At 44.6% G+C, this 20,531-nt stretch carries 16 protein-coding genes and 2 tRNA genes; 4 read left to right on the top strand and 14 right to left on the bottom strand.

What is annotated here, in order from left to right; all coding sequences use genetic code 11:
- Nucleotides 1–15: 15 nt before the first annotated feature.
- The 9 genes from nusA to rlmE form a co-directional block, all read right to left on the bottom strand.
- Nucleotides 16–1,503, bottom strand: coding sequence for a transcription termination factor NusA (gene nusA, locus ACED60_RS03550; RefSeq protein WP_009847542.1), 1,488 nt, complete (start codon nucleotides 1,501–1,503; stop codon nucleotides 16–18).
- 35 nt (nucleotides 1,504–1,538) lie between these two features.
- The gene (gene rimP / locus ACED60_RS03545; protein ID WP_004734501.1) at nucleotides 1,539–1,994 is read right to left on the bottom strand and encodes a ribosome maturation factor RimP; all 456 of its coding nucleotides are present in this window, start codon (nucleotides 1,992–1,994) and stop codon (nucleotides 1,539–1,541) included.
- A 237-nt stretch (nucleotides 1,995–2,231) separates the two neighbouring features.
- A tRNA-Met gene (locus ACED60_RS03540) sits at nucleotides 2,232–2,308 on the bottom strand.
- 53 nt (nucleotides 2,309–2,361) lie between these two features.
- Nucleotides 2,362–2,446 (bottom strand) — tRNA-Leu (locus ACED60_RS03535).
- Nucleotides 2,447–2,462: 16 nt separating this feature from the next.
- The gene (gene secG, locus ACED60_RS03530) at nucleotides 2,463–2,795 is read right to left on the bottom strand and encodes a preprotein translocase subunit SecG (RefSeq protein WP_009847546.1); all 333 of its coding nucleotides are present in this window, start codon (nucleotides 2,793–2,795) and stop codon (nucleotides 2,463–2,465) included.
- A gap of 278 nt (nucleotides 2,796–3,073) precedes the next feature.
- On the bottom strand, nucleotides 3,074–4,414 hold the full coding sequence (gene glmM, locus ACED60_RS03525; RefSeq protein ID WP_371726947.1) for a phosphoglucosamine mutase: 1,341 nt from the start codon (nucleotides 4,412–4,414) through the stop codon (nucleotides 3,074–3,076).
- Between the two features lie 22 nt (nucleotides 4,415–4,436).
- The gene (gene folP / locus ACED60_RS03520) at nucleotides 4,437–5,267 is read right to left on the bottom strand and encodes a dihydropteroate synthase (RefSeq protein ID WP_371726946.1); all 831 of its coding nucleotides are present in this window, start codon (nucleotides 5,265–5,267) and stop codon (nucleotides 4,437–4,439) included.
- 89 nt (nucleotides 5,268–5,356) lie between these two features.
- On the bottom strand, nucleotides 5,357–7,315 hold the full coding sequence (gene ftsH, locus ACED60_RS03515; protein WP_371726945.1) for an ATP-dependent zinc metalloprotease FtsH: 1,959 nt from the start codon (nucleotides 7,313–7,315) through the stop codon (nucleotides 5,357–5,359).
- A 107-nt stretch (nucleotides 7,316–7,422) separates the two neighbouring features.
- Complete coding sequence (gene rlmE, locus ACED60_RS03510; RefSeq protein ID WP_009847548.1) at nucleotides 7,423–8,052, bottom strand: 23S rRNA (uridine(2552)-2'-O)-methyltransferase RlmE; 630 nt, start codon at nucleotides 8,050–8,052, stop codon at nucleotides 7,423–7,425.
- Nucleotides 8,053–8,166: 114 nt separating this feature from the next.
- On the opposite strand from rlmE, the gene yhbY reads away from it, so the two are divergent.
- Nucleotides 8,167–8,463: a ribosome assembly RNA-binding protein YhbY gene (gene yhbY / locus ACED60_RS03505; protein ID WP_004734509.1), complete on the top strand. Its 297-nt coding sequence runs from the start codon at nucleotides 8,167–8,169 to the stop codon at nucleotides 8,461–8,463.
- Nucleotides 8,464–8,587: 124 nt separating this feature from the next.
- Here the strand turns inward: yhbY and greA are convergent, their stop codons facing one another.
- Nucleotides 8,588–9,061 (bottom strand): transcription elongation factor GreA, encoded by a 474-nt coding sequence (gene greA / locus ACED60_RS03500; protein WP_009847549.1) that lies wholly within the window; start codon nucleotides 9,059–9,061, stop codon nucleotides 8,588–8,590.
- A 515-nt stretch (nucleotides 9,062–9,576) separates the two neighbouring features.
- Here greA and ACED60_RS03495 point away from each other — a divergent pair.
- Together ACED60_RS03495 and dacB are read left to right on the top strand one after the other, a co-directional pair.
- Complete coding sequence (locus tag ACED60_RS03495) at nucleotides 9,577–10,623, top strand: porin (protein WP_135382811.1); 1,047 nt, start codon at nucleotides 9,577–9,579, stop codon at nucleotides 10,621–10,623.
- A gap of 112 nt (nucleotides 10,624–10,735) precedes the next feature.
- Nucleotides 10,736–12,169, top strand: a complete 1,434-nt coding sequence (gene dacB / locus ACED60_RS03490; RefSeq protein WP_371726944.1) for a serine-type D-Ala-D-Ala carboxypeptidase — start codon at nucleotides 10,736–10,738, stop codon at nucleotides 12,167–12,169.
- Nucleotides 12,170–12,277: 108 nt separating this feature from the next.
- Here dacB and ACED60_RS03485 read toward each other — a convergent pair whose 3' ends face one another.
- Both ACED60_RS03485 and tyrS read right to left on the bottom strand, forming a co-directional pair.
- Nucleotides 12,278–13,123: a magnesium transporter gene (locus ACED60_RS03485; protein ID WP_009847552.1), complete on the bottom strand. Its 846-nt coding sequence runs from the start codon at nucleotides 13,121–13,123 to the stop codon at nucleotides 12,278–12,280.
- A gap of 424 nt (nucleotides 13,124–13,547) precedes the next feature.
- The gene (gene tyrS, locus ACED60_RS03480; RefSeq protein ID WP_004734518.1) at nucleotides 13,548–14,735 is read right to left on the bottom strand and encodes a tyrosine--tRNA ligase; all 1,188 of its coding nucleotides are present in this window, start codon (nucleotides 14,733–14,735) and stop codon (nucleotides 13,548–13,550) included.
- Between the two features lie 129 nt (nucleotides 14,736–14,864).
- Here tyrS and ACED60_RS03475 point away from each other — a divergent pair, with 129 nt between their 5' ends.
- Complete coding sequence (locus ACED60_RS03475) at nucleotides 14,865–16,154, top strand: peptidoglycan DD-metalloendopeptidase family protein (protein ID WP_009847553.1); 1,290 nt, start codon at nucleotides 14,865–14,867, stop codon at nucleotides 16,152–16,154.
- Between the two features lie 102 nt (nucleotides 16,155–16,256).
- Here the strand turns inward: ACED60_RS03475 and ACED60_RS03470 are convergent, their stop codons facing one another.
- Both ACED60_RS03470 and ACED60_RS03465 read right to left on the bottom strand, forming a co-directional pair.
- On the bottom strand, nucleotides 16,257–19,346 hold the full coding sequence (locus ACED60_RS03470; RefSeq protein ID WP_371726943.1) for an efflux RND transporter permease subunit: 3,090 nt from the start codon (nucleotides 19,344–19,346) through the stop codon (nucleotides 16,257–16,259).
- Nucleotides 19,347–19,356: 10 nt separating this feature from the next.
- Entirely contained in the window at nucleotides 19,357–20,481 is a 1,125-nt protein-coding gene (locus ACED60_RS03465) for an efflux RND transporter periplasmic adaptor subunit (RefSeq protein ID WP_017103861.1), read from the bottom strand.
- Nucleotides 20,482–20,531: the final 50 nt, after the last annotated feature.

Raw genomic sequence — 20,531 nt, 5'->3', positions numbered from 1 at the left:
TCTCTCCTTGCTGAATTATTCTTCGTCGCCGAACCAACAGATGTTACGCGCAGCCATAATTAGCTCGCCTGCACGCTCTGCAGTTAGGTCTTCGATGCCTTCTAGTTCATCAACGCCTTGGTCAGCTAGGTCTTCCAATGTCGCAACGCCTTTTGCTGCTAGCTTGTAAGCCATTTCACGCTCAAGACCTTCAAGTGCAAGTAGGTCTTCAGCTGGCTCAACACCATCGAAAGTTTCTTCTTTCGCTAGCGCTAGAGTTGTCAGTGCGTCTTTCGCGCGGTTACGCAATTCTTCAACGATACCTTCATCTAGACCATCTACTTCAAGAAGCTCGTTCACAGGAACGTAGGCTACTTCTTCAAGCGTAGAGAAGCCTTCTTCAACAAGCATTTGAGCAAAGTCTTCTTCGATATCTAGGTGCTTCATGAAGTTTTCAATAGAAGCAACTGCTTCTTCTTGGTGCTTCTTCTCTAGATCAGCAACAGTCATTACGTTCAGTTCCCAACCAGTAAGTTGAGACGCTAGACGTACGTTTTGACCGCTACGACCGATAGCTTGCGCTAGGTTGTCAGCTTCAACCGCGATGTCCATTGAGTGCGTATCTTCATCAACGATGATAGAAGCAACATCAGCAGGAGCCATTGCATTGATAACGAATTGCGCCGGGTTATCATCCCAAAGCACGATATCGATACGCTCACCGCCAAGGTCGTTAGATACAGCTTGTACACGTGCGCCACGCATACCAACACACGCACCAACAGGGTCAATACGTTTGTCGTTTGTTTTAACGGCGATTTTAGCACGAGAACCAGCGTCACGTGCAGCACCTTTAAGTTCAATTAGCTCTTCACCAATCTCAGGCACTTCAACACGGAATAGTTCAGCTAGCATTTCTGGCTTAGAACGAGTAACAAACAGCTGGAAGCCGCGAGCTTCTGGCTTAACTGCGTATAGAAGACCACGAACACGGTCACCTGGACGGAAGTTTTCACGAGGAAGTTGGTCATCACGAAGGATTACCGCTTCAGCGTTGTTACCTAGATCTAGAATCACTGTGTCACGGTTAACTTTCTTAACTGCGCCAGTGACTAGCTCGCCTTCGTTATCAATAAACTGTTCAACGATTTGAGCGCGTTCAGCTTCACGTACTTTCTGTACGATAACTTGCTTAGCTGTTTGAGTCGTAATACGGTCAAACGTTACTGATTCGATATCATCTTCAATGAAACCGCCAAGTTCGATCTCTGGATCATCGTACTTTGCAGCTTCAATAGAGATTTCTTTTGTTGGGAATTCAACTTCCTCAACAGCTTCCCAACGGCGGAAAGTTTCGAAATTACCCGTTTTACGGTCAATCTCAACACGAACTTCGATTTCTAGTTCGCTTTTCTTTTTTGTTGCCGTTGCAAGCGCGATTTCAAGCGCTTCAAAAATACGCTCACGAGGAACTGCTTTCTCATTAGAAACAGCTTCTACTACCGCCAAAATTTCTTTGTTCATTAATCTAGCCTCTTAAGCTCTTCTCTCTAGGAGAACTAAAATTTAGGGATCAGGTTAGCTTTCGCAATATTGCTCAGGACGAATTCTTCTTCTTGTCCTTCAACCAATACTTTCACTGTCTCGCCTTCGATAGATTGGATATCACCTTTCCATTTACGACGGTTGCCGACAGCCATTTTCAAAACGATGCTTACCTCGTGACCAATAAATTGTTGGTAATGCTCAGCTTTGAACAGTGGTCTCTCTAAACCTGGTGAAGACACTTCAAGGTTATAAGCCACTGAAATTGGATCTTCAACGTCCATTACGGCACTTACTTGGTGACTAACTTCAGAGCAATCATCTACATTGATACCATTTGGTGAATCGATGTAAATGCGTAGCGTTGAGTGCTCACCAGCACGAATAAATTCTAATCCAACTAACTCATAACCTGATGCTGCTACTGGAGCGTCAAGCATTTCAGTAAGTTGTCTTTCTAAACCAGTCATTTAACCACTCCAGAAACAAAAAAAGGGCTCAAAGCCCAATTTAAATTCCAAGCAAACATTATCATCTAAATGCATTTACAAATGCTTAGATAACAAAAAACCCCGTATAAGCCGGGGTTTTTGTTGCTGGACCCTTATATGTTAAGTGCCATCATATTTGATATCACACTTAACTCACAGTGAGGTTCACACTGTGCAAACTTGCTACCAATACAAGCTATATAATAGCATTGAAATTGGTTGCGGGAGCCGGATTTGAACCGACGACCTTCGGGTTATGAGCCCGACGAGCTACCAAACTGCTCCATCCCGCGTCCGACTTGTGAGCATTATACGCCCAACAAGATGTTTTACAAGTTTGTAAACATGGTGCCGAGAGAGGGACTCGAACCCTCACACCCTAAGGCACTAGCACCTCATGCTAGCGTGTCTACCAATTTCACCATCTCGGCATCAAATCTTTACAGATTATTGCGGAATTTCGTCGCCTTGCGCCGGAACTTCACTCACTGCATCTTCAGCTTGTTGAATCACCTGACCTTGGGTCGGGTCAATCCATTGTGACTCAGTTTTATGTGTAGACATATTACCAAGCACTAAGCTAAGGATAAAAAATGTAGTTGCAAAAATTGCAGTCATTCGGGTAAGGAAATTTCCTGAGCCACCAGCACCAAACACAGTGTTTGAAGCGCCAGCACCGAAAGAGGCTCCCATATCTGCGCCTTTACCTTGTTGAATCAACACTAGGCCAATTACACCAAGCGCTGCCAACAGGTAAATCACAAGTAGAACTGTAAACATTTTTCCACCTATGTTCCTAATTGTTGAGCCAGCGCCGTTCAAAAAACTATTTTCAAGAACAAGGCTAGCGACCTCCTAACTGAAGGCCGAGCAATACTAGCGAATGCGACGATGACTGACAAGGGGAATTTACTAAAAAATAAGCCTTTACCAAGCAAGTGGTCAAAAAAAGGGCAAAAGGGACACAAAACTCATTTGCGTCCCTTTTTAATCATCACATAACTAAAACCCGGCCGCCACAAGTGAGACCGACTTCGCCTGTTACGGCAAACGTTTTATTAGCAATTCGCTTTTACTGCATCAGCAATTTTCAGTGCAGAACTCTGAACGAGTTCAGCATCTTCACCTTCGACCATTACGCGCAGTAGTGGCTCAGTACCCGATTTGCGTAATAGCACACGACCTTTCTCACCGAGTTCCGTCTCCACTTCAATAACAGCCGCTTTCACAGCCTCTGCTTCTAGTGGGTTTGAATCACCGCTGAAACGAACGTTTTCTAGAACCTGAGGGTATAACGTCATACCTTGAGAAAGTTCATTCAGTGTCATTTCGCTATCAACCACTGAAGCCAACACTTGCAGTGCAGCAACGATGGCATCACCCGTCGTTACTTTATCTAATAGGATAACGTGCCCCGAGTTCTCAGCACCGATCTTCCAGCCTTTAGCTAGAAGCTGCTCCATGACATAACGGTCACCTACAGCAGCACGTACAAATGGAATACCTAATTGCTTAAGTCCATTTTCCATGCCTAGGTTCGTCATCAATGTACCAACAACACCGCCTTTTAGTTCACCACGACGTAGCGCATCACGAGCAATGATGTAAGCGATTTGGTCGCCATCAACCTTGTTGCCTAGCTCATCAACCATAATGATGCGGTCACCGTCGCCATCAAAGCCAAGGCCTAGTGCAGCTTTCTCTTCAACCACTTTAGTTTGTAGAGCACGCACATCCGTCGCACCGACTTCGTGGTTGATGTTAGTGCCATTTGGCTCCACACCAATCGCAACAACCTCAGCACCCAGCTCTTTAAATACAGCCGGCGCAATGTGGTAAGTCGCACCATGCGCGCAATCCACCACAATTTTCATACCCGCTAGCGTCATTTTGTGTGGGAATGTACTTTTACAAAATTCAATATAACGGCCTGCTGCATCATTTAGGCGTACCGCTTTACCTAATTCGGAAGATTCCACGCACTCGATATCTTTGTCTAGCTCAGCTTCGATGGCGAGTTCAATGTCATCCGACAATTTAGTACCTTCAGACGAGAAGAACTTGATGCCGTTGTCATAGAAGGGGTTGTGCGATGCAGAGATAACAATCCCCGCTTCAGCACGGAAAGTTTGTGTTAGGTAAGCAACCGCAGGTGTTGGCATTGGCCCCGTAAACGTAGCTTGAAGACCAGCAGCAGCTAAACCAGCTTCTAAAGCAGACTCAAGCATGTAGCCAGAGATACGAGTATCTTTACCAATGATGACTTTCTTTGTGCCCTGCTTTGCAAGAACACGACCAGCAGCCCAGCCAAGCTTCAAAACAAAATCAGGTGTGATTGGGTACTGGCCCACTTTTCCACGTACACCATCTGTGCCGAAGTAACGTCTTTTATCAGACATATTGATTTTCCTTAATTATTATTTAGTGATTGTTGTTCATCACTTCAATTATCTTCATCGCTTCCAATGTATCTTCTACATCGTGAACGCGAATAATTTGAGCACCTTTCATCGCAGCAATGGTGGCGCAAGTAACACTTCCTACCATGCAATCTGCTGGTGCTTTGTCTAGTAGCTTAAAGATCATCGATTTTCTCGACATTCCCGCCAAGACCGGCAAACCAAGCGTATGAAACTTTTCAAAGTGCGCTAATAGGTGGTAATTGTGTTCGATGGTTTTACCAAAACCAAAACCAGGGTCAAGAATCAGCTGCTCTTTTGAGATACCGGCCGCCTCACAAGCTTCGACCCTTTCTTGTAAAAAGGCTTCGACATCAGTTAGGACATCTTCGTAGCTTGGATTGGCTTGCATAGTTCTTGGCTGACCTTTCATGTGCATCAAGCAAATAGGTACATTAACCTCTGCGGCCACTTCTAGAGCTCCGGGCTCTTGCAGTGCGCGTACATCATTGATCAAATCTGCCCCTGCATCAACAGCCTGGCGCATCACCTCAGCTTTGCTGGTATCAATCGAGATCCAAACATCAAACTTGGCGCGAATCGCTTTAATCGCCGGGATAACTCGAGCTAACTCTTCCTCTAAGGACACCTCTGGAGCTCCCGGACGAGTCGACTCACCACCAATATCAATAATGCTAACGCCAGCCTGAATCATTCGCTCTGCTTGCAGTAAAGCATTATCTAATGAATTGAATTTTCCGCCATCAGAGAAAGAGTCAGGCGTAACATTGAGGATACCCATCACATGTGGGCGGTCTAAAACGAGCGTTTTATTGTGTGCTTTTAATATCATGGAAGGTGGGTCTTAAAGGTAAAAAACATCTTGGGCTAGAAACAGAAAAACCCTGAGCGTACTCAGGGTTTTAATTTAAAGCTTAGCAATTAAGAATCTTTGTTTTGAGCATCATCTGATTCAGATTTAACTTCTTCAACTGTCGACTCTTCAGCTTCTGCTTGCTCTTCTGATTTAGCTTCAGGTTTAGCTTCTTCCTTTGCTGGTTCTGCTTTCGCCTGATCACCCCAACCAGCGGGCTCACGAATATCAGTCTTACGTTCCATGAGGTCATCAATCTGACCCGCATCGATCGTTTCGTACTTCATAAGCGCATCTTTCATCGAGTGCATCAAATCCATATTATCTTCTAGGATTTGCTTAGCTCGAGCGTAGTTGCGGTCGATAAGAATACGAATTTCTTCATCGATAAGTCGAGTTGTATCGTCAGAAACATGCTTTGCTTGGCTCATGCCGCGACCTAGGAAAACTTCGCCTTCTTCTTCAGCATAAAGAAGAGGACCCAATTTCTCAGAGAAGCCCCACTGCGTAACCATCTTACGAGCAATATCTGTTGCACGTTCGATATCGTTAGACGCACCAGTCGAAACATTATCTTTACCGTAGATAAGTTCTTCAGCAAGACGACCACCGTATAAGCTAGAAATCATTGACTCTAGATGTTGGCGAGACATGCTTACGCGATCTTGTTCTGGTAGATACATCGTCACACCAAGTGCACGACCACGTGGGATGATTGATACTTTGTACACTGGATCGTGTTCAGGTACCAAACGACCAACAATTGCGTGACCTGCTTCGTGGTAAGCCGTTGACTCTTTCACTTCCTCAGACATCACCATTGAACGGCGCTCTGCACCCATCATGATTTTGTCTTTCGCAAGTTCAAACTCAACCATAGATACATTGCGTTTGTTACCACGAGCAGCAAATAGAGCCGCTTCGTTAACAAGGTTCGCAAGGTCTGCACCAGAGAAACCTGGAGTACCACGAGCAATCAGAGATGGTTCAACATCACCTGATAGTGGCACTTTACGCATGTGTACTTTAAGAATCTGTTCACGACCACGTACATCAGGTAGACCAACCACAACTTGGCGGTCAAAACGACCAGGACGAAGTAATGCAGGGTCTAGTACGTCTGGACGGTTAGTCGCAGCGATAACAATAATACCTTCGTTACCTTCGAAACCATCCATCTCAACCAGCATTTGGTTAAGTGTTTGCTCACGTTCATCGTGACCACCACCAACACCAGCGCCACGTTGACGACCTACCGCATCGATTTCATCGATAAAGATGATACAAGGCGCTGCTTTCTTCGCTTGTTCGAACATGTCACGCACACGAGATGCACCAACACCAACAAACATTTCAACGAAGTCAGAACCAGAGATAGTAAAGAACGGTACTTTCGCTTCACCAGCAATCGCTTTTGCAAGCAATGTCTTACCCGTACCAGGAGGACCGACCAACAGGATACCTGTCGGGATCTTACCACCAAGCTTTTGGAAGCGACTTGGGTCACGAAGGTAATCCACAAGCTCTTTCACGTCTTCTTTTGCTTCGTCACAACCAGCAACATCAGCAAACATCGTTTTGATTTGTTCTTCGCTCATCATTCGAGCTTTGCTCTTACCAAAAGACATTGCGCCTTTACCGCCGCCGCCGCCTTGCATTTGACGCATGAAGAAAACCCACACACCAATCAGTAAGATCATTGGGAACCATGAAATGAAGATAGTGCCAAGCAGGCTCTGCTCTTCAGGTGGTGTACCCTGAACTTTTACGTTTTGATTAATTAAGTCATCAAGTAGCTTTTGATCATAAACAGGCATGTAAGTTACATACTTAGAGCCACCACCACGACGTGTGAAGGTGATTTCGCTGTTATTGAACTGTGCGTCTTGAATCTGGCCTTGGCCAACTTCCTGTACAAACGTGGTGTAATCTACTGCTCTGCCGTTACTTTCCCCAGGGCCGAAGCTCTGGAATACCGACATCAACACTACCGCGATAACAAGCCACAGAATTAAATTTTTTGCCATGTCACTCAAGGTGTAAGCCTCTCGATAACTAATTGTAATTAAAGGTAGGGTACTACAGTTTGTAACCTGTAGCCATGTTGTTAACTCTCACTCTTGGAAGAGAATCGTTAACCTTTGTAACCAGTTGCTACGATAAACACTTCACGAGAGCGAGCTCGAGAAGAGTCGGGTTTTCTAACTTTGACTGTTTTAAACATCTCACGGACGTCCTTAACATATTGGTCAAACCCTTCGCCTTGGAATACTTTTACAACAAAACTACCATTGGTAGCTAGAACTTGTCGACACATATCCAAAGCTAATTCAACTAAATACATAGCTCTTGGCTGATCCACAGAATTGTTGCCTGCTATATTAGGTGCCATATCAGACATCACGACATCAACCATGTTTGGTTGTATACGTTCCAGCAACGCATCTAGCACAGCTTCTTCGCGGAAATCGCCTTGTAAAAAGCTCACTCCAGCAATCGGATCCATTGGTAACAAGTCACACGCAATGATTTGACCGTTGTCTCCGATAATCTTAGCAGCATATTGAGACCAACCGCCAGGCGCTGCACCCAAATCCACAATGGTCATCCCTGGAGTCAGCAATTTATCTTTCGTTTGAATCTCTTCCATTTTGAAATAAGCACGCGAACGATAGCCTTTTTTTCTGGCTTCATTTGCGTACTTGTCGTCGAAGTGTTCCTTCAACCAACGGCCTGAACTGGCCGAGTGTTTCTGTTTGCTCATTGGATACCTAAATTGGAGGAAAGTACTAATTGCTGAATAAATTATAGTCTTCAGCTTTAGATGGCGTTAAAATAGGTTTTTTCAACCCTAATACTAAATAAAATTGGCCGCGTAATGAACCTAAGTACCAAACAAAAGCAGCATCTAAAGGGCCTAGCTCACAGTTTAAAACCTGTTGTGCTAATGGGCGCAAATGGACTTACTGAAGCTGTTCTAGCGGAAATCGAATTAGCTCTAGACCACCACGAACTGATCAAGATTAAAGTTGCATCAGAAGACCGTGAGACTAAGCAACTGATTATCGATGCAATTGTACGTGAATCTAAAGCTGAGAAAGTACAGACTATCGGTAAAGTTCTAGTACTGTTCCGTCAGTCAGAAGCACGTAAAATCGAGATTCCACGCAAGTAAGCGAGCTTAATATAAGCTAACTTCATTAAAAGAAAGCCACTGCGCTTAGCTTTTAGTGTAGCGTGAGAAACGAAAAAGGTCGCATTAGCGACCTTTTTACTTATCAAAAACAAAGAAAATTCAATTAGATGTATTCTACTTTGTCGATTTCGAAGTCTTTATCACCACCAGGGGTAGAGATCAGTACTTCATCGCCTTCCATCTTACCGATAAGGCCACGTGCAATTGGGGATTTCACAGAAATGCGACCCGTTTTGATATCGGCTTCATCTTCAGAAACGATTTGGTAGCGGAATTCTTCATCCGTATCTACGTCAATCAAAGTCACTGTCGTGCCAAAGATAATCTTACCTGTGTTATCCATCTGCGTTACATCGATGATCTGAGCCAGTGATAGCTTATATTCAATATCTCGAATTTGAGCTTCACAGATACCCTGCTCTTCACGAGCGGCGTGGTATTCAGCATTCTCTTTCAAGTCACCGAGTTCACGAGCTTCACCAATAGCTGCTGAAATAATAGGACGTAGCTTAAGTAGGCGATCTAATTCGTCACGTAGCTGCTGAGCGCCACGTACTGTCATTGGAACCTTTTCCATTTTTTACCTCTATGCCAAAGCTTTCTTTGGCCAACATAAATCCACCCAACATACTTATTGGGTGATAGAAACAAAACGATTTGGCTTAGTGTAAACAAACTTTATGGCTAAATCACCTTTATTCCACTTTGCGTTATAAAAGCTTTATCTAGGTCTAAATTACAGACATCACAAAAATGAATAATAACCTCACCATCAATAAGTTAGTGATAAAATATCTAAAAAAAACAAAAATAAACCAAATAAACACAGATCACACTTTTATGAAAACCACATAAAATCAACAACTTAAATATAGTCAAACTCAATAAAACAGTGTACATAATTTTTATTGATATCATTTTACTACCTGATGGTGGAACTTTAGGGTTAAAAAGTACCCCACGGATTGTTCTGGCAAGTTTCACGCTTTTGTTCTAAGCATGATTATGAAGCTTGATTAATACGAGCAATACACAAAAAGGATTCAAATCCTTGATAAATACCTTTATGGACAGTAATTAGGAATTAATAACATGAACAAGACTATGATCGCGCTTGCTGTATCTGCTGCAGCTCTTGCTACTGGTGCTAACGCTTCAGAACTATACAACCAAGACGGTACTTCTCTAGAAATGGGTGGCCGTGCGGAAGCTCGTCTATCTATGAAAGATGGTAACGCTCAAGACAATTCTCGAATCCGTCTTAACTTTCTAGGTCAAGTTGAAATCCAAGATGGCCTATACGGTGTTGGTTTCTACGAAGGCGAATTCACAACTGCTGAAAACGGCAAAGGCACTGACAAAAACAGCGACAGCCTAACTAACCGTTACGCTTACGCTGGACTTGGCGGTACATTCGGTGAAGTGACTTACGGTAAAAACGACGGCGCTCTAGGCGTAATCACTGACTTTACCGATATCATGGCTTACCACGGTAACTCTGCAGCAATGAAAATCAATGCTGCTGACCGTGCTGACAACATGCTTTCTTACAAAGGTCAATTCCAAGACCTAAGCGTTAAAGCAAGCTACCGTTTTGCTGACCGTACAGAACTAAAAGCTGACGGTACTCCTGCAGGCGAAGGCGATGCTGTTGCTTCTTACAGCGACAACAGCGCTGATGGTTACTCTCTATCTGGTATCTACGCAATCGGTGAAACTGGCGTTAAACTAGGTGCTGGTTACGCAAGCCAATACTCTGGTGATGCAGCTCAAGACGAGTACATGCTTTCTGGTTCTTACACTATGGGCGACCTATACTTCGCTGGTGTATTTACAGATGGTCAAGTTGCTAAGAACGACGGTGATTACACTGGTTACGAAGTAGCAGCGGCTTACACTCTAGGTCAAACAGTATTCTCATCTACATACAACAACGCTGAAACTAACGGTGAAACGTCTGCTGACAATATCGCTGTTGATGCAACGTACTACTTCAAGCCTAACTTCCGTGGCTACGTATCGTACAACTTCAACCTAATCTCAGCGGGTGACCAGTTCGGTACTGCTGGCGGCAACCTTGCTGCAACTTCAGCACAAGCTGAAGACGAGCTAGCTCTAGGTCTACGTTACGACTTCTAATTCTGATTATCTAATTGATTAATTAGTTAATTGAGAATCAAAACGCCCGCTCTATAGCGGGCGTTTTTTATATCTGTATACTGAAAACATCAGTCATCCAAGAAAATCTTCTATGCGCCTTCTATCCAGTTTACTCCTATGTGGTTTGTCACTGTGTAGCTATTCAATTAGTGCTTTCGAATACCTCCCTCTAGATAAACTGCCCGATGGCAGTAGCACAAGCTTGATACTGAAGTCATTGAGTGATGATTCGAGTGAGTTGAACACCAATAGCGATGGCTTTTACCCACCCGCCAGTACGTTAAAGCTAGTCACCGCTTTGGCAGCCAAATTGGAGTTAGGAGATAATTTTAACTACACGACCAGCATTGCGCGTTCTAATAAAGATGTCGTGATCGCATTCAGTGGTGACCCAACACTACAAAGAGAGCATCTAAAAAACCTTTTAGATCAATATGCTAAATCACAATCTAAAACCATCAAAGGCAACTTATACCTCGATAACTCAGCTTTTACTGGCTATCAACGAGCGGTTGGTTGGCCTTGGGACATTTTAGGCGTTTGTTACAGCGCTCCCTCTAGTGCAATGACCTTAGACAGTAACTGCGCACAAGCCTCTATTTATACAAAAGATAACGGCACAACACGCGTATATATCCCAGCTCATTACCCAATAGACGTGACAACTACTGCCGCCACGGTAACTCGCCCAGGGCAGAAGGCAACACAGTGCGACTTGGAGCTCATAACGACACCAGACAACACTTACAAGCTCTCTGGTTGCTTAGTTGAACGTAAAAAACCGTTGCCACTCAAGTTCGCAATTCAAAGTCCAGAACTTTACACCTATCAAGTCGTTACATCGATTCTTAAAGAACTGAGAATCGATGTAAAAGGCAATGTGGTCGTTGGTAAAAAAGATAAATCAGGCAAAAGCACGTTAATCGCAAGTCACAGCTCAGAGAAACTTCCCGAACTGATCAATACCATGCTCAAGAAATCAGACAATCTAATAGCAGACAACCTAACCAAAACACTGGGTGCGACATTTTATGTTCAACCGGGCAGCTTTAATAACGGCACTGAAGCGATAAAGCAGATATTACTGACCAAAGCCGATATTGACCTCAGCAAAGCACAGTTGGTCGATGGTTCAGGGCTATCCAGAAATAACCGCATGACCTCGCAAACCATGGCTCAGGTGCTTCGTTATATCTGGGAGAACGATAAACAGCTCAACCTGATTGAGGCTATGCCTACATCTGGCACTGATGGCACGCTCAAATACCGTCAAAGCATGAGAAAAACACCAATCCAAGGCAACATTATTGCCAAAAGTGGTTCTTTGTATGGGAGCTACAACATGGCAGGCTTTGGTTTAGATAAAGCGGGAAAACCAAACTCTCTATTTGTACAGTTTGTCCGTGATTACTTTCCTGACACACCAGATCCAGAAAAACCAGTAGAAGCACCCATCACCCAGTTTGAACGAGCTTTCTACACAGATGTAGTTGAATTCAGTCAAACACAGAGCAAATCTAAGTAATGTTCAACTCTGTTTAAGCTTCTACTTAAGCAATAAAATGGCGCTGAAGATCTTGAATCTTCAGCGCCATTTTTTTCTCTAAGGTGTTTTTAGCTATTTTTATAAACGCTAAGCGATCCCTAAGAATGAATTAACCACAGTGAAGTAGATCCACATTCCAGAGATATCCACTATCGAAGCCAGTACAGGGCTCACTAACACAGCAGGATCAAGTTTGAAGAATCGAGCGACTATCGGTAACCCGCCGCCGAGTACAGTTGATATGGTCACTTGAATAAACAGAGCAACAGCAATCGCGTAAGCAATCATATTAATGTCGTAACCACCCGTTGACTGGTTGTCACTGAATAATAAGATTCGGCCAATCATCACTAAGGCGATCGCAAGAGCTAAACAGATAGCAACTCTAAGCTCTTTCCATAGAACGTTGGCCCACTGGCGTTTCTTCAATTCCCCTGTAGCTAAGGCCCTAATGACCAAAGTCGCAGCTTGTGTTCCTGTGTTGCCACCCGCGGCAGCGATTACCGGCATATAGATCGCCAGAAGTACTAGCTGGCTAAGAATGTCTTCATACTGAGCAATGATAAGCCCAGAGACAATGCCCAGCAGTGCTAAGGCAATAATCCAACCGATACGCTGCCTAACATGGCTAAGCACTCCAGTTGAAAGGTAACCTTGTTGAGGTTCAACTTCTGAGTAGATCAGCCCTAGTTGGTGAGCTAGATGTCGAGAGCGCTTCTCAAAGCCCTGCTCTTCTAGCTCACTAAGTAAAGTCTGAATCGTACTCAGAGAGCATTGCCCAAGCACTAGCACCGCATCTTCAAGTGGCATACGGTTCAAAAGGTTAATTTGTTGCTCACGTCCGTACTGTTGAAAGGCATTCGATACAGCTTGGATGTCTTGCTCTGAATACAGAGCTTCAATAGATAAAAAAGTGTTGTTCATTACCGTCATGGCGAATCTCCCGATTGGCAAAGGTAACGACCATCAAAACAAGTAGCCTATAGAGAGTACCCCGAGAGTATAAAGCGGTGTACTCCAAGAGCGTATAGCTATATACATCAAGAATATACAACTAAGCGCACCAAGAGCTTAAAGCACTGACGTGTCTACTTGTTAGAATCTAGAGTGTGGAAAAGAATGAAGGGAAAACAGATACCCTACCCGAACGGCAGGACAATAGATCAATACCGAGACGAGTTATTCTTCTCCATTCAAACTAGGAGGATGGTCGGTATTGTTCATAAAAATCTCCAAAATTACTGTCAGCTCGACAGCGCGCATAGTGTAGCAATCCTGTAAAAAATTCTTCGTCAACTTTCTGTCAATAAAAAAGGCATCCGAAGATGCCTTTTTTATAAATCATTGAGATTTAATATTACTTAATAGTAATACGAGCAAACTTACGCTTACCTACTTGGTAGACCGCAGTACCTGCTTCAGGTACGAATTTGCTGTCTTCAATCTTCTCGCCTTCAAGCTTAGCTGCGCCTTGCTTGATCATACGCATCGCATCAGAAGTCGAGTTTACAAGACCTGCTTCCTTTAGAACGTTCGCAATTGGTAGGCCTGCTTCGAATTCAAATTCAGGCATTTCATCAGGAACTTGGTTCTTAGCAAAACGGTTAACGAACTCTTGCTCAGCCGCTTCAGCATCTGCTTCGCTGTGGAAACGAGCAATGATCTCTTTAGCAAGAAGTACTTTCACGTCACGAGGGTTTTTGCCCGCCTCAACGCCAGCTTTCAGTTCCGCAACTTCTTCAAGAGGACGGAAAGACAGTAGCTCGTAGTAGCTCCACATTAGATCGTCAGAGATAGACATGATCTTACCAAACATCTCGCTTGGTGCTTCGCTGATACCGATGTAGTTGTGCGCAGACTTAGACATCTTCTTAACGCCGTCTAGACCAACAAGTAGTGGCATCATCAGTACCGCTTGTGGTTTTTGACCTGCTGCTTTTTGCAGTTCACGACCCATAAGAAGGTTAAACTTCTGGTCAGTACCGCCAAGCTCAACATCGCTCTCTAGTGCAACAGAGTCGTGACCTTGAAGAAGTGGGTACATGAATTCGTGGATTGCGATCGGTTGACCACCAGCGTAACGCTTTTTAAAGTCATCACGCTCAAGCATACGAGCAACAGTTTGGTTAGAAGCAAGACGAATCATGCCTTCTGCACCAAGCTCAGATAACCACTCAGAGTTGAAACGAATTTGCGTTTTCGCAGGATCTAGAATCTTGAATACTTGCTCTTTGTAAGTTTCAGCATTCTTCAACACGTCTTCACGGCTTAGCGGTGGACGTGTTGAGTTCTTACCTGATGGATCACCAACCATTGCTGTGAAATCACCGATAAGGAACGTCACTTCATGACCAAGCTCTTGGAAAGCACGAAGCTTGTTAAAGATAACCGTATGGCCTAGGTGGATATCTGGAGCGGTTGGATCGGCACCCAGTTTAATGCGTAAAGGACGACCTTCTTTTAGTTTCGCAATCAGTTCGTCTTCTGGAATCAGTTCTTCTACGCCACGTTTGATCTCGGCTAGTGCAGCTTCAATACTCGCCATTCTTGTTCACTCCCACAGATTTGGCAAAAATATAATAATTAGACATCTTACTTGAATAGCGATGTATTTTGAAACCAGTTACACTATTCCGTCGTCTATTTTCATAATATTTACAGAACGAACCGGAACATGTTGTCTATTTTTGCACGCCTTCCCATTTTGCACCGGGCATTTATCGCATTTTTTAGTGCCGTAATTTTTATCGCTATTTTCTTACTCCCCGACGTCAACAGCTTACGTGACGATACGGGAGCTTTAGTCGTTGGAAAACACTACCCACTGACGATCAGTGCATCAGCACTTGTTAGCTCAAGTGACGCACCACCGACGGCAGTACTCAAATGGGAGAAATACACCGTTCGCTCTGGCGAAAGCACCTCTGTTTTATTTGAACGTATTGGCCTTTCATACCGTTTGCTGATCACTCTACTCAATACCAACAACGATATTAAAAAGCAGCTGTCCAACCTAAGACCTGGCGACGTATTACAATTCGGCTTTGATGAAAACAACGACCTTATTCAGTTGAAGCGACAACTTAGTGCGTTTGAAAGCTTCAAGATCACTAAGTCTGGCGATTCATTCTCCTCTAGCTTCGACAAAAAGGAAGTGGCCTACCAATACAACTATGCCGAAGCCAACATCACGTCTAACTTCTGGAACGCCGGCGTCAATGCAGGCCTAACTGCAAACCAAATTATGGAACTGGCGGGCATCTTCGGTTGGGATATCGACTTTGCGTTGGATATTCGCAACAACGACAGCTTTAAGATTTTGTACCAAGAGAAAGTCGTTGAAGGCGAAGTGATTGGTCGCGGCAAGATCATGGCGGCAGTATTCAAAAACCAAGGTGATTCATTTACCGCGGTATTAGATGATAGAAGCGGCAACTACTTCGATGAAAATGGTCGTGCCATGAAGAAAGCCTTCTTGCGCTCACCGATTGATTTTCGCCGTGTAACATCGAACTTTAACCCTCGTAGAAAACACCCAGTAACCGGTAAGGTTCGAGCTCACCGAGGCACCGACTACGCAGCCCCTGTTGGCACACCTATCTGGGCAGCCGGTGACGGTATCGTTCAGAAGTCAGGTTACAACCAATTCAATGGTAATTACGTGTTCATTCGCCATAGCAACACCTATATCACTAAATACTTGCATATGAAGCGACGCATGGTGAAAACAGGTCAGCGCGTAAAACAAGGCCAAACCATTGGTACTTTGGGCGGTACAGGCCGAGTGACTGGCCCGCACTTACACTATGAATTCTTGGTTAATGGCGTACATAAAAATGCGCGTACCGTGAAATTGCCTCAATCTAAGTCGTTAACCGGTAAAGCAAAAGCAACCTTTATTGCCAACTCAGAGATTCGACTGAATAACCTTGAGCGATACGGCCAGTTACTAGCGACTAATTAGGTTTTTCGCGACCAATTAGATTGAAAGCCTAATCACTATAAAGACCAAAAAAGAGCACCCACCAAGGCGCTCTTTTTTATGTTCATCGAACCACTGTATCTACTATTTTTCAGGCTTCTTATCTCGCCCTAGCATTAATAGACAAGGCGTCAGCACCAAGGTTAGTACCGTTGCAAATGCCAACCCTCCCGCAATCGCCGTAGCGAGTTGCGACCACCATTGGGTACTCGGCGCGCCAAACTCTATTTTTTGGTTAATCAGGTCAATGTTCATCTCTAATACCATCGGCATCAAGCCTAAGATCGTAGTCACGGTCGTCAGCATCACTGGCCTTAAACGCTGGACACCAGTTCTTAGAATTGCGTCGCGCTTATCTAAGCCTCTTTTGATTAGTTGATTATAGGTATCAATCAGCACGATATTGTTGTTCACGACTATACCTGCCAGTGCAATCACCCCAATACCGGACATCACGATACCAAACGGACGTTGGAAGATAAGCAGACCAACAAACACACCAACCGTAGAGAACAGCACCGCACTCAGAATCAGGAATGCTTGATAGAAACTATTAAACTGAGTAATCAAAATCAACGCCATTACCGCCAGTGCAACCATGAATGCACTTTGTAAGAAGGCAGAAGAGTTTTCTTGCTCTTCATTTTGACCACGGATACGAAATTCTACGCTACTAGGTAGCCCCAATTCACTTAACGCTTGCTCAATCTTTGGCAGTTCGAGGGCAAGGTTATAGCCCTCTTCCATATCCGCCATGATGTTCACTACGCGCTTACCATCGAGGCGTTTAATCGTATCTTGCTTGTGGTCGGGAACAATCTGAGCAAAGTTGGTGATCGGCACCAAGCCAGCAGGTGTTTTGACTCTCAACTGGTCAAAGCGTCCGATATCTCTTTTATCATTAGGGTAACGCACCAAGATATCGACCTCTTCTGATGAGTCATCAGGCAGGTAATCACCAATCTTGAGACCATTGGTAACGAATTGAACGGTATTACCCACCAAGGTCGCATCAGCGGAAAAACGTGCGGCATCGTCTCGGCGAATATCCACTTTCCAATCAATGCCATCTTTGCTTGCTGTATCACTGATGTTAGTCAGAGCTTGATTACCATCCGCCCAGTTTCTTACAATTTTTGCAGCCTGATTCAGCTGTTCTGGTGTTGTTGCTGACAGCTCAATCACTAAATCATTTTCAACCGGAGGCCCTGCATCTGGAAACTTATATTCAATCTCAACACCAGCGTATTGATCGGTTTGCACCTTTAATTCATCAATAATCGCTTTAACACTACGACGATATTGCCAATCAACAGGAGTAATCGAGATCAAGCCAATCTGGTCGTCCCCCCCCGTGCGTGTGTAAACAGTATCGAACTCATCATGATTAAGCATCATTTGCTCAATATCGCGCATGATGTCATCTTTTTCTTGAATAGAAAGATCACCATGTGAGCGAACTTTGACATTAAAGAATGGTGGATCAACCTCAGGGAAGAACTCTGCACCTAGGCCCGCTTTGGAGTAAGTAAAACCAACTGAAACCGCGAGCAATATCGCACTGAACAGAATCTTAAAGGGATGCTTAATCGCAATCGAAAGCGTGTGGTAATACGCCTTGGTTAAGCCCGTTGCTTGTGAAAAATCACCATTATGCAGTGCCACCATTCGAGCTTGGCTCTTGGGCGATACGTATTGAGGTTTGCCAATCAAGCCACCTAATACCGGTACAAACAACAACGCCATAATCAATGAAGCGGTTAGCGTTGCAATCAGTGTTAGTGGCAAAAACTTCATGAATTCGCCTGTCACATCCGGCCAAAACAGTAACGGAGCAAATGCAGCTAAGGTTGTCGCTGTCGATGCGGTTATCGGCCATGCCATCCGTTTCGCTGCGTCTCGGTAAGCTTCTTTTCTACCTTCACCTTCTTGCATTCGCCTATCGGCAAACTCGGTAACAACAATCGCGCCGTCGACCAACATACCAACGGCCATGATCAAAGAGAACAGAACCACAATGTTGACGGTTAGACCAAACACAGACAACACCAACAATCCCGTGAGGAATGATCCAGGTATTGAAATTCCAACCAATAACGCGGTTCGAACACCAAGAATGGCGATGATAACGATCACCACTAAAATGATGGCGGACAAGATATTGTTTTGAAGATCGTTGAGCATGATCTTCACATCTTTAGATTCATCCCAGGTGTATTTAACCAATAAGTTATTGGGCCATTCCGCTTGTTGTTGAGCACCAGCCATAACCGCTTTAACTAACTCTACGGTTTCGATGATATTTTCACCCGCACGCTTCTTGATATCCAAGACCACCGCAGATTTACCATCTAAACGGGCAAAGCTTTCAGGATCTCGAAACGCTCGACGAACCGTGGCCACATCACCAAAGGTTACAACCTGTTTACCATCCACTTTGATAGGCAACTCAAGTACGTCTTTTAAAGAGTTAAACACCGAAGGAACTTTGACTGAGAAACGTCCGTAGCCAGTGTCAACAAAACCAGCGGCGACCACTCGATTGTTCAGAGCGATCAGGTTATAGATATCCGCTTGATCTAAGCTGTAGCTCTCCATCAACAGCGGATCGACAATGATCTCGACGATGTCATCGCGATCGCCTGCAATATCGACCTCTAGAATTTGGCGATAGCTTTCGAGCTTATCCCCAAGCTCTCGAGCAATTTGCACTATGGTGCGCTCAGGAACGGTACCAAACAGAACAACTGACAACACTGGCTGCTCAGACGCGAGCGTCACCTCATTCACGGTCGGCTCATCACTGTCTTCTGGTAATTTTGGTTTGGCTAAATCGACAGCATCACGCACATCAGCCATCGCTTTGGTGAGATCAACGCCAACATTAAACTCCAACACAACTGAGGCGTGGCCTTCTGCTGCGGTTGCGGTCATCTCTTTTACGCCTTCAATCGACCTCAGCTCTTGTTCTATCGGTCTAACCAATAAGCGTTCTGCATCGGTTGGCGAAATACCTTGGTGCCCAACAGAAACGTAGATAATCGGGATGGTAATGTCGGGGCTCGATTCTTTGGGGATCGTGATATAGGTAACGACACCTGCGACCAATATGAGTGCCAAAAGAGAGAGCATTGTTCGAGCGCGAGACAAGGCTGCATCAATAATTGAATACATCGGTTATCTCCTACTCTGCAGTTACGTTAGAGAGTTCAACACCTTGCTCAACAGCAATCACCGAATCACCATCACGCACAAACCCTTGGCCTACAGTTATAATATCAACTCGCTGACCTAACCCTGTGAGCCAAACTCCATCTTGTTCTGCCTTTACTAGCTGAATACCTATAAATTTCACGGTTGGTGAGTCATCGGCTGAAACCAAAGTTTTGACCCCAAGATTACCGGCCTCATCCAGTGCCAGCATCGCAGGTGTTATCTTGATAGCATCACTTGTTTCTAGGTTGAGTGTTACTTCAGCACTGACACCGGCAGGTAACAGGCCATCGGAATTATCGATTTCAATCTCTATTGGGAAGGTATTAGTAGAAGCAGAAGAGATTCGAGAAACATAGCGCAGACGACCTTCCGCTTCTTCTCGCCCTAACAGACGAACCAAAGCAGATTGATTGACTAACAAATGCTGGATATGACGTTCACTGACATCGGCTTCGATGACCAGAGGGTCAAGATCAATCACACCCGCAACCGGATCGCCGACGCCTACGAAATCGCCAAGCTCAACCATCAAGTCTTGAACCACACCGGAGAAAGGCGATGTGATGACTGTATTTTTTAGAGCCAGTTCAGCATTACGCTTCATAGCCTTCGCTTCAGTTAACGAAGCCTCAGCTGTGGTGTAGGCTATCTCGCCTTGCAGCCCTCTTTTTTTCAGCGACTGCGCCGCTTTGAATTCCTTCTGCTTCAAGCGATATAAAGCCGAAGCTCGCTCTAGCTGAATCTCTAAGTCACCTTTATCTATCTGAGCAATGGCTTGCCCTACTTTAACCGTATCGCCTTTCACAACGTTCAACCTAACAATCTTGCCCGCGACTTCCGCTCCCAATCGAGCATGCCTATCGGGTGCTGTGCGACCATAAAGATCTATGGTTTTAAAGGTGGGGGATGAAGTGAATGTTTGAAAGGAAACCTTAGCCAACGGAATTTCTGTCGCTTTTTTTTCTGGCGACTCTTCCGCTTGCCCCACTCCTAAACCAAGCCAAATCGACAACAGTACAACTAGAACCAGAGAAACCAACCACGGCTGCTTCAGTTTCTGAAAAAATGGAGAGTTAGAAAATAGAGTGGGCATAGCAAATCCTTTTGTCCAATGTGATTAAGGCGCGCTAATTAGCTTAACAC

Origin of the sequence: Vibrio sp. 1F279 (genome assembly GCF_041439815.1) — a bacterium.
In the GTDB taxonomy this organism is placed as follows: domain Bacteria; phylum Pseudomonadota; class Gammaproteobacteria; order Enterobacterales; family Vibrionaceae; genus Vibrio; species Vibrio tasmaniensis_A.
The sequence above is the reverse complement of the archived record's forward strand: the minus strand, read 5'-3'. Positions and strand labels throughout refer to the sequence as shown.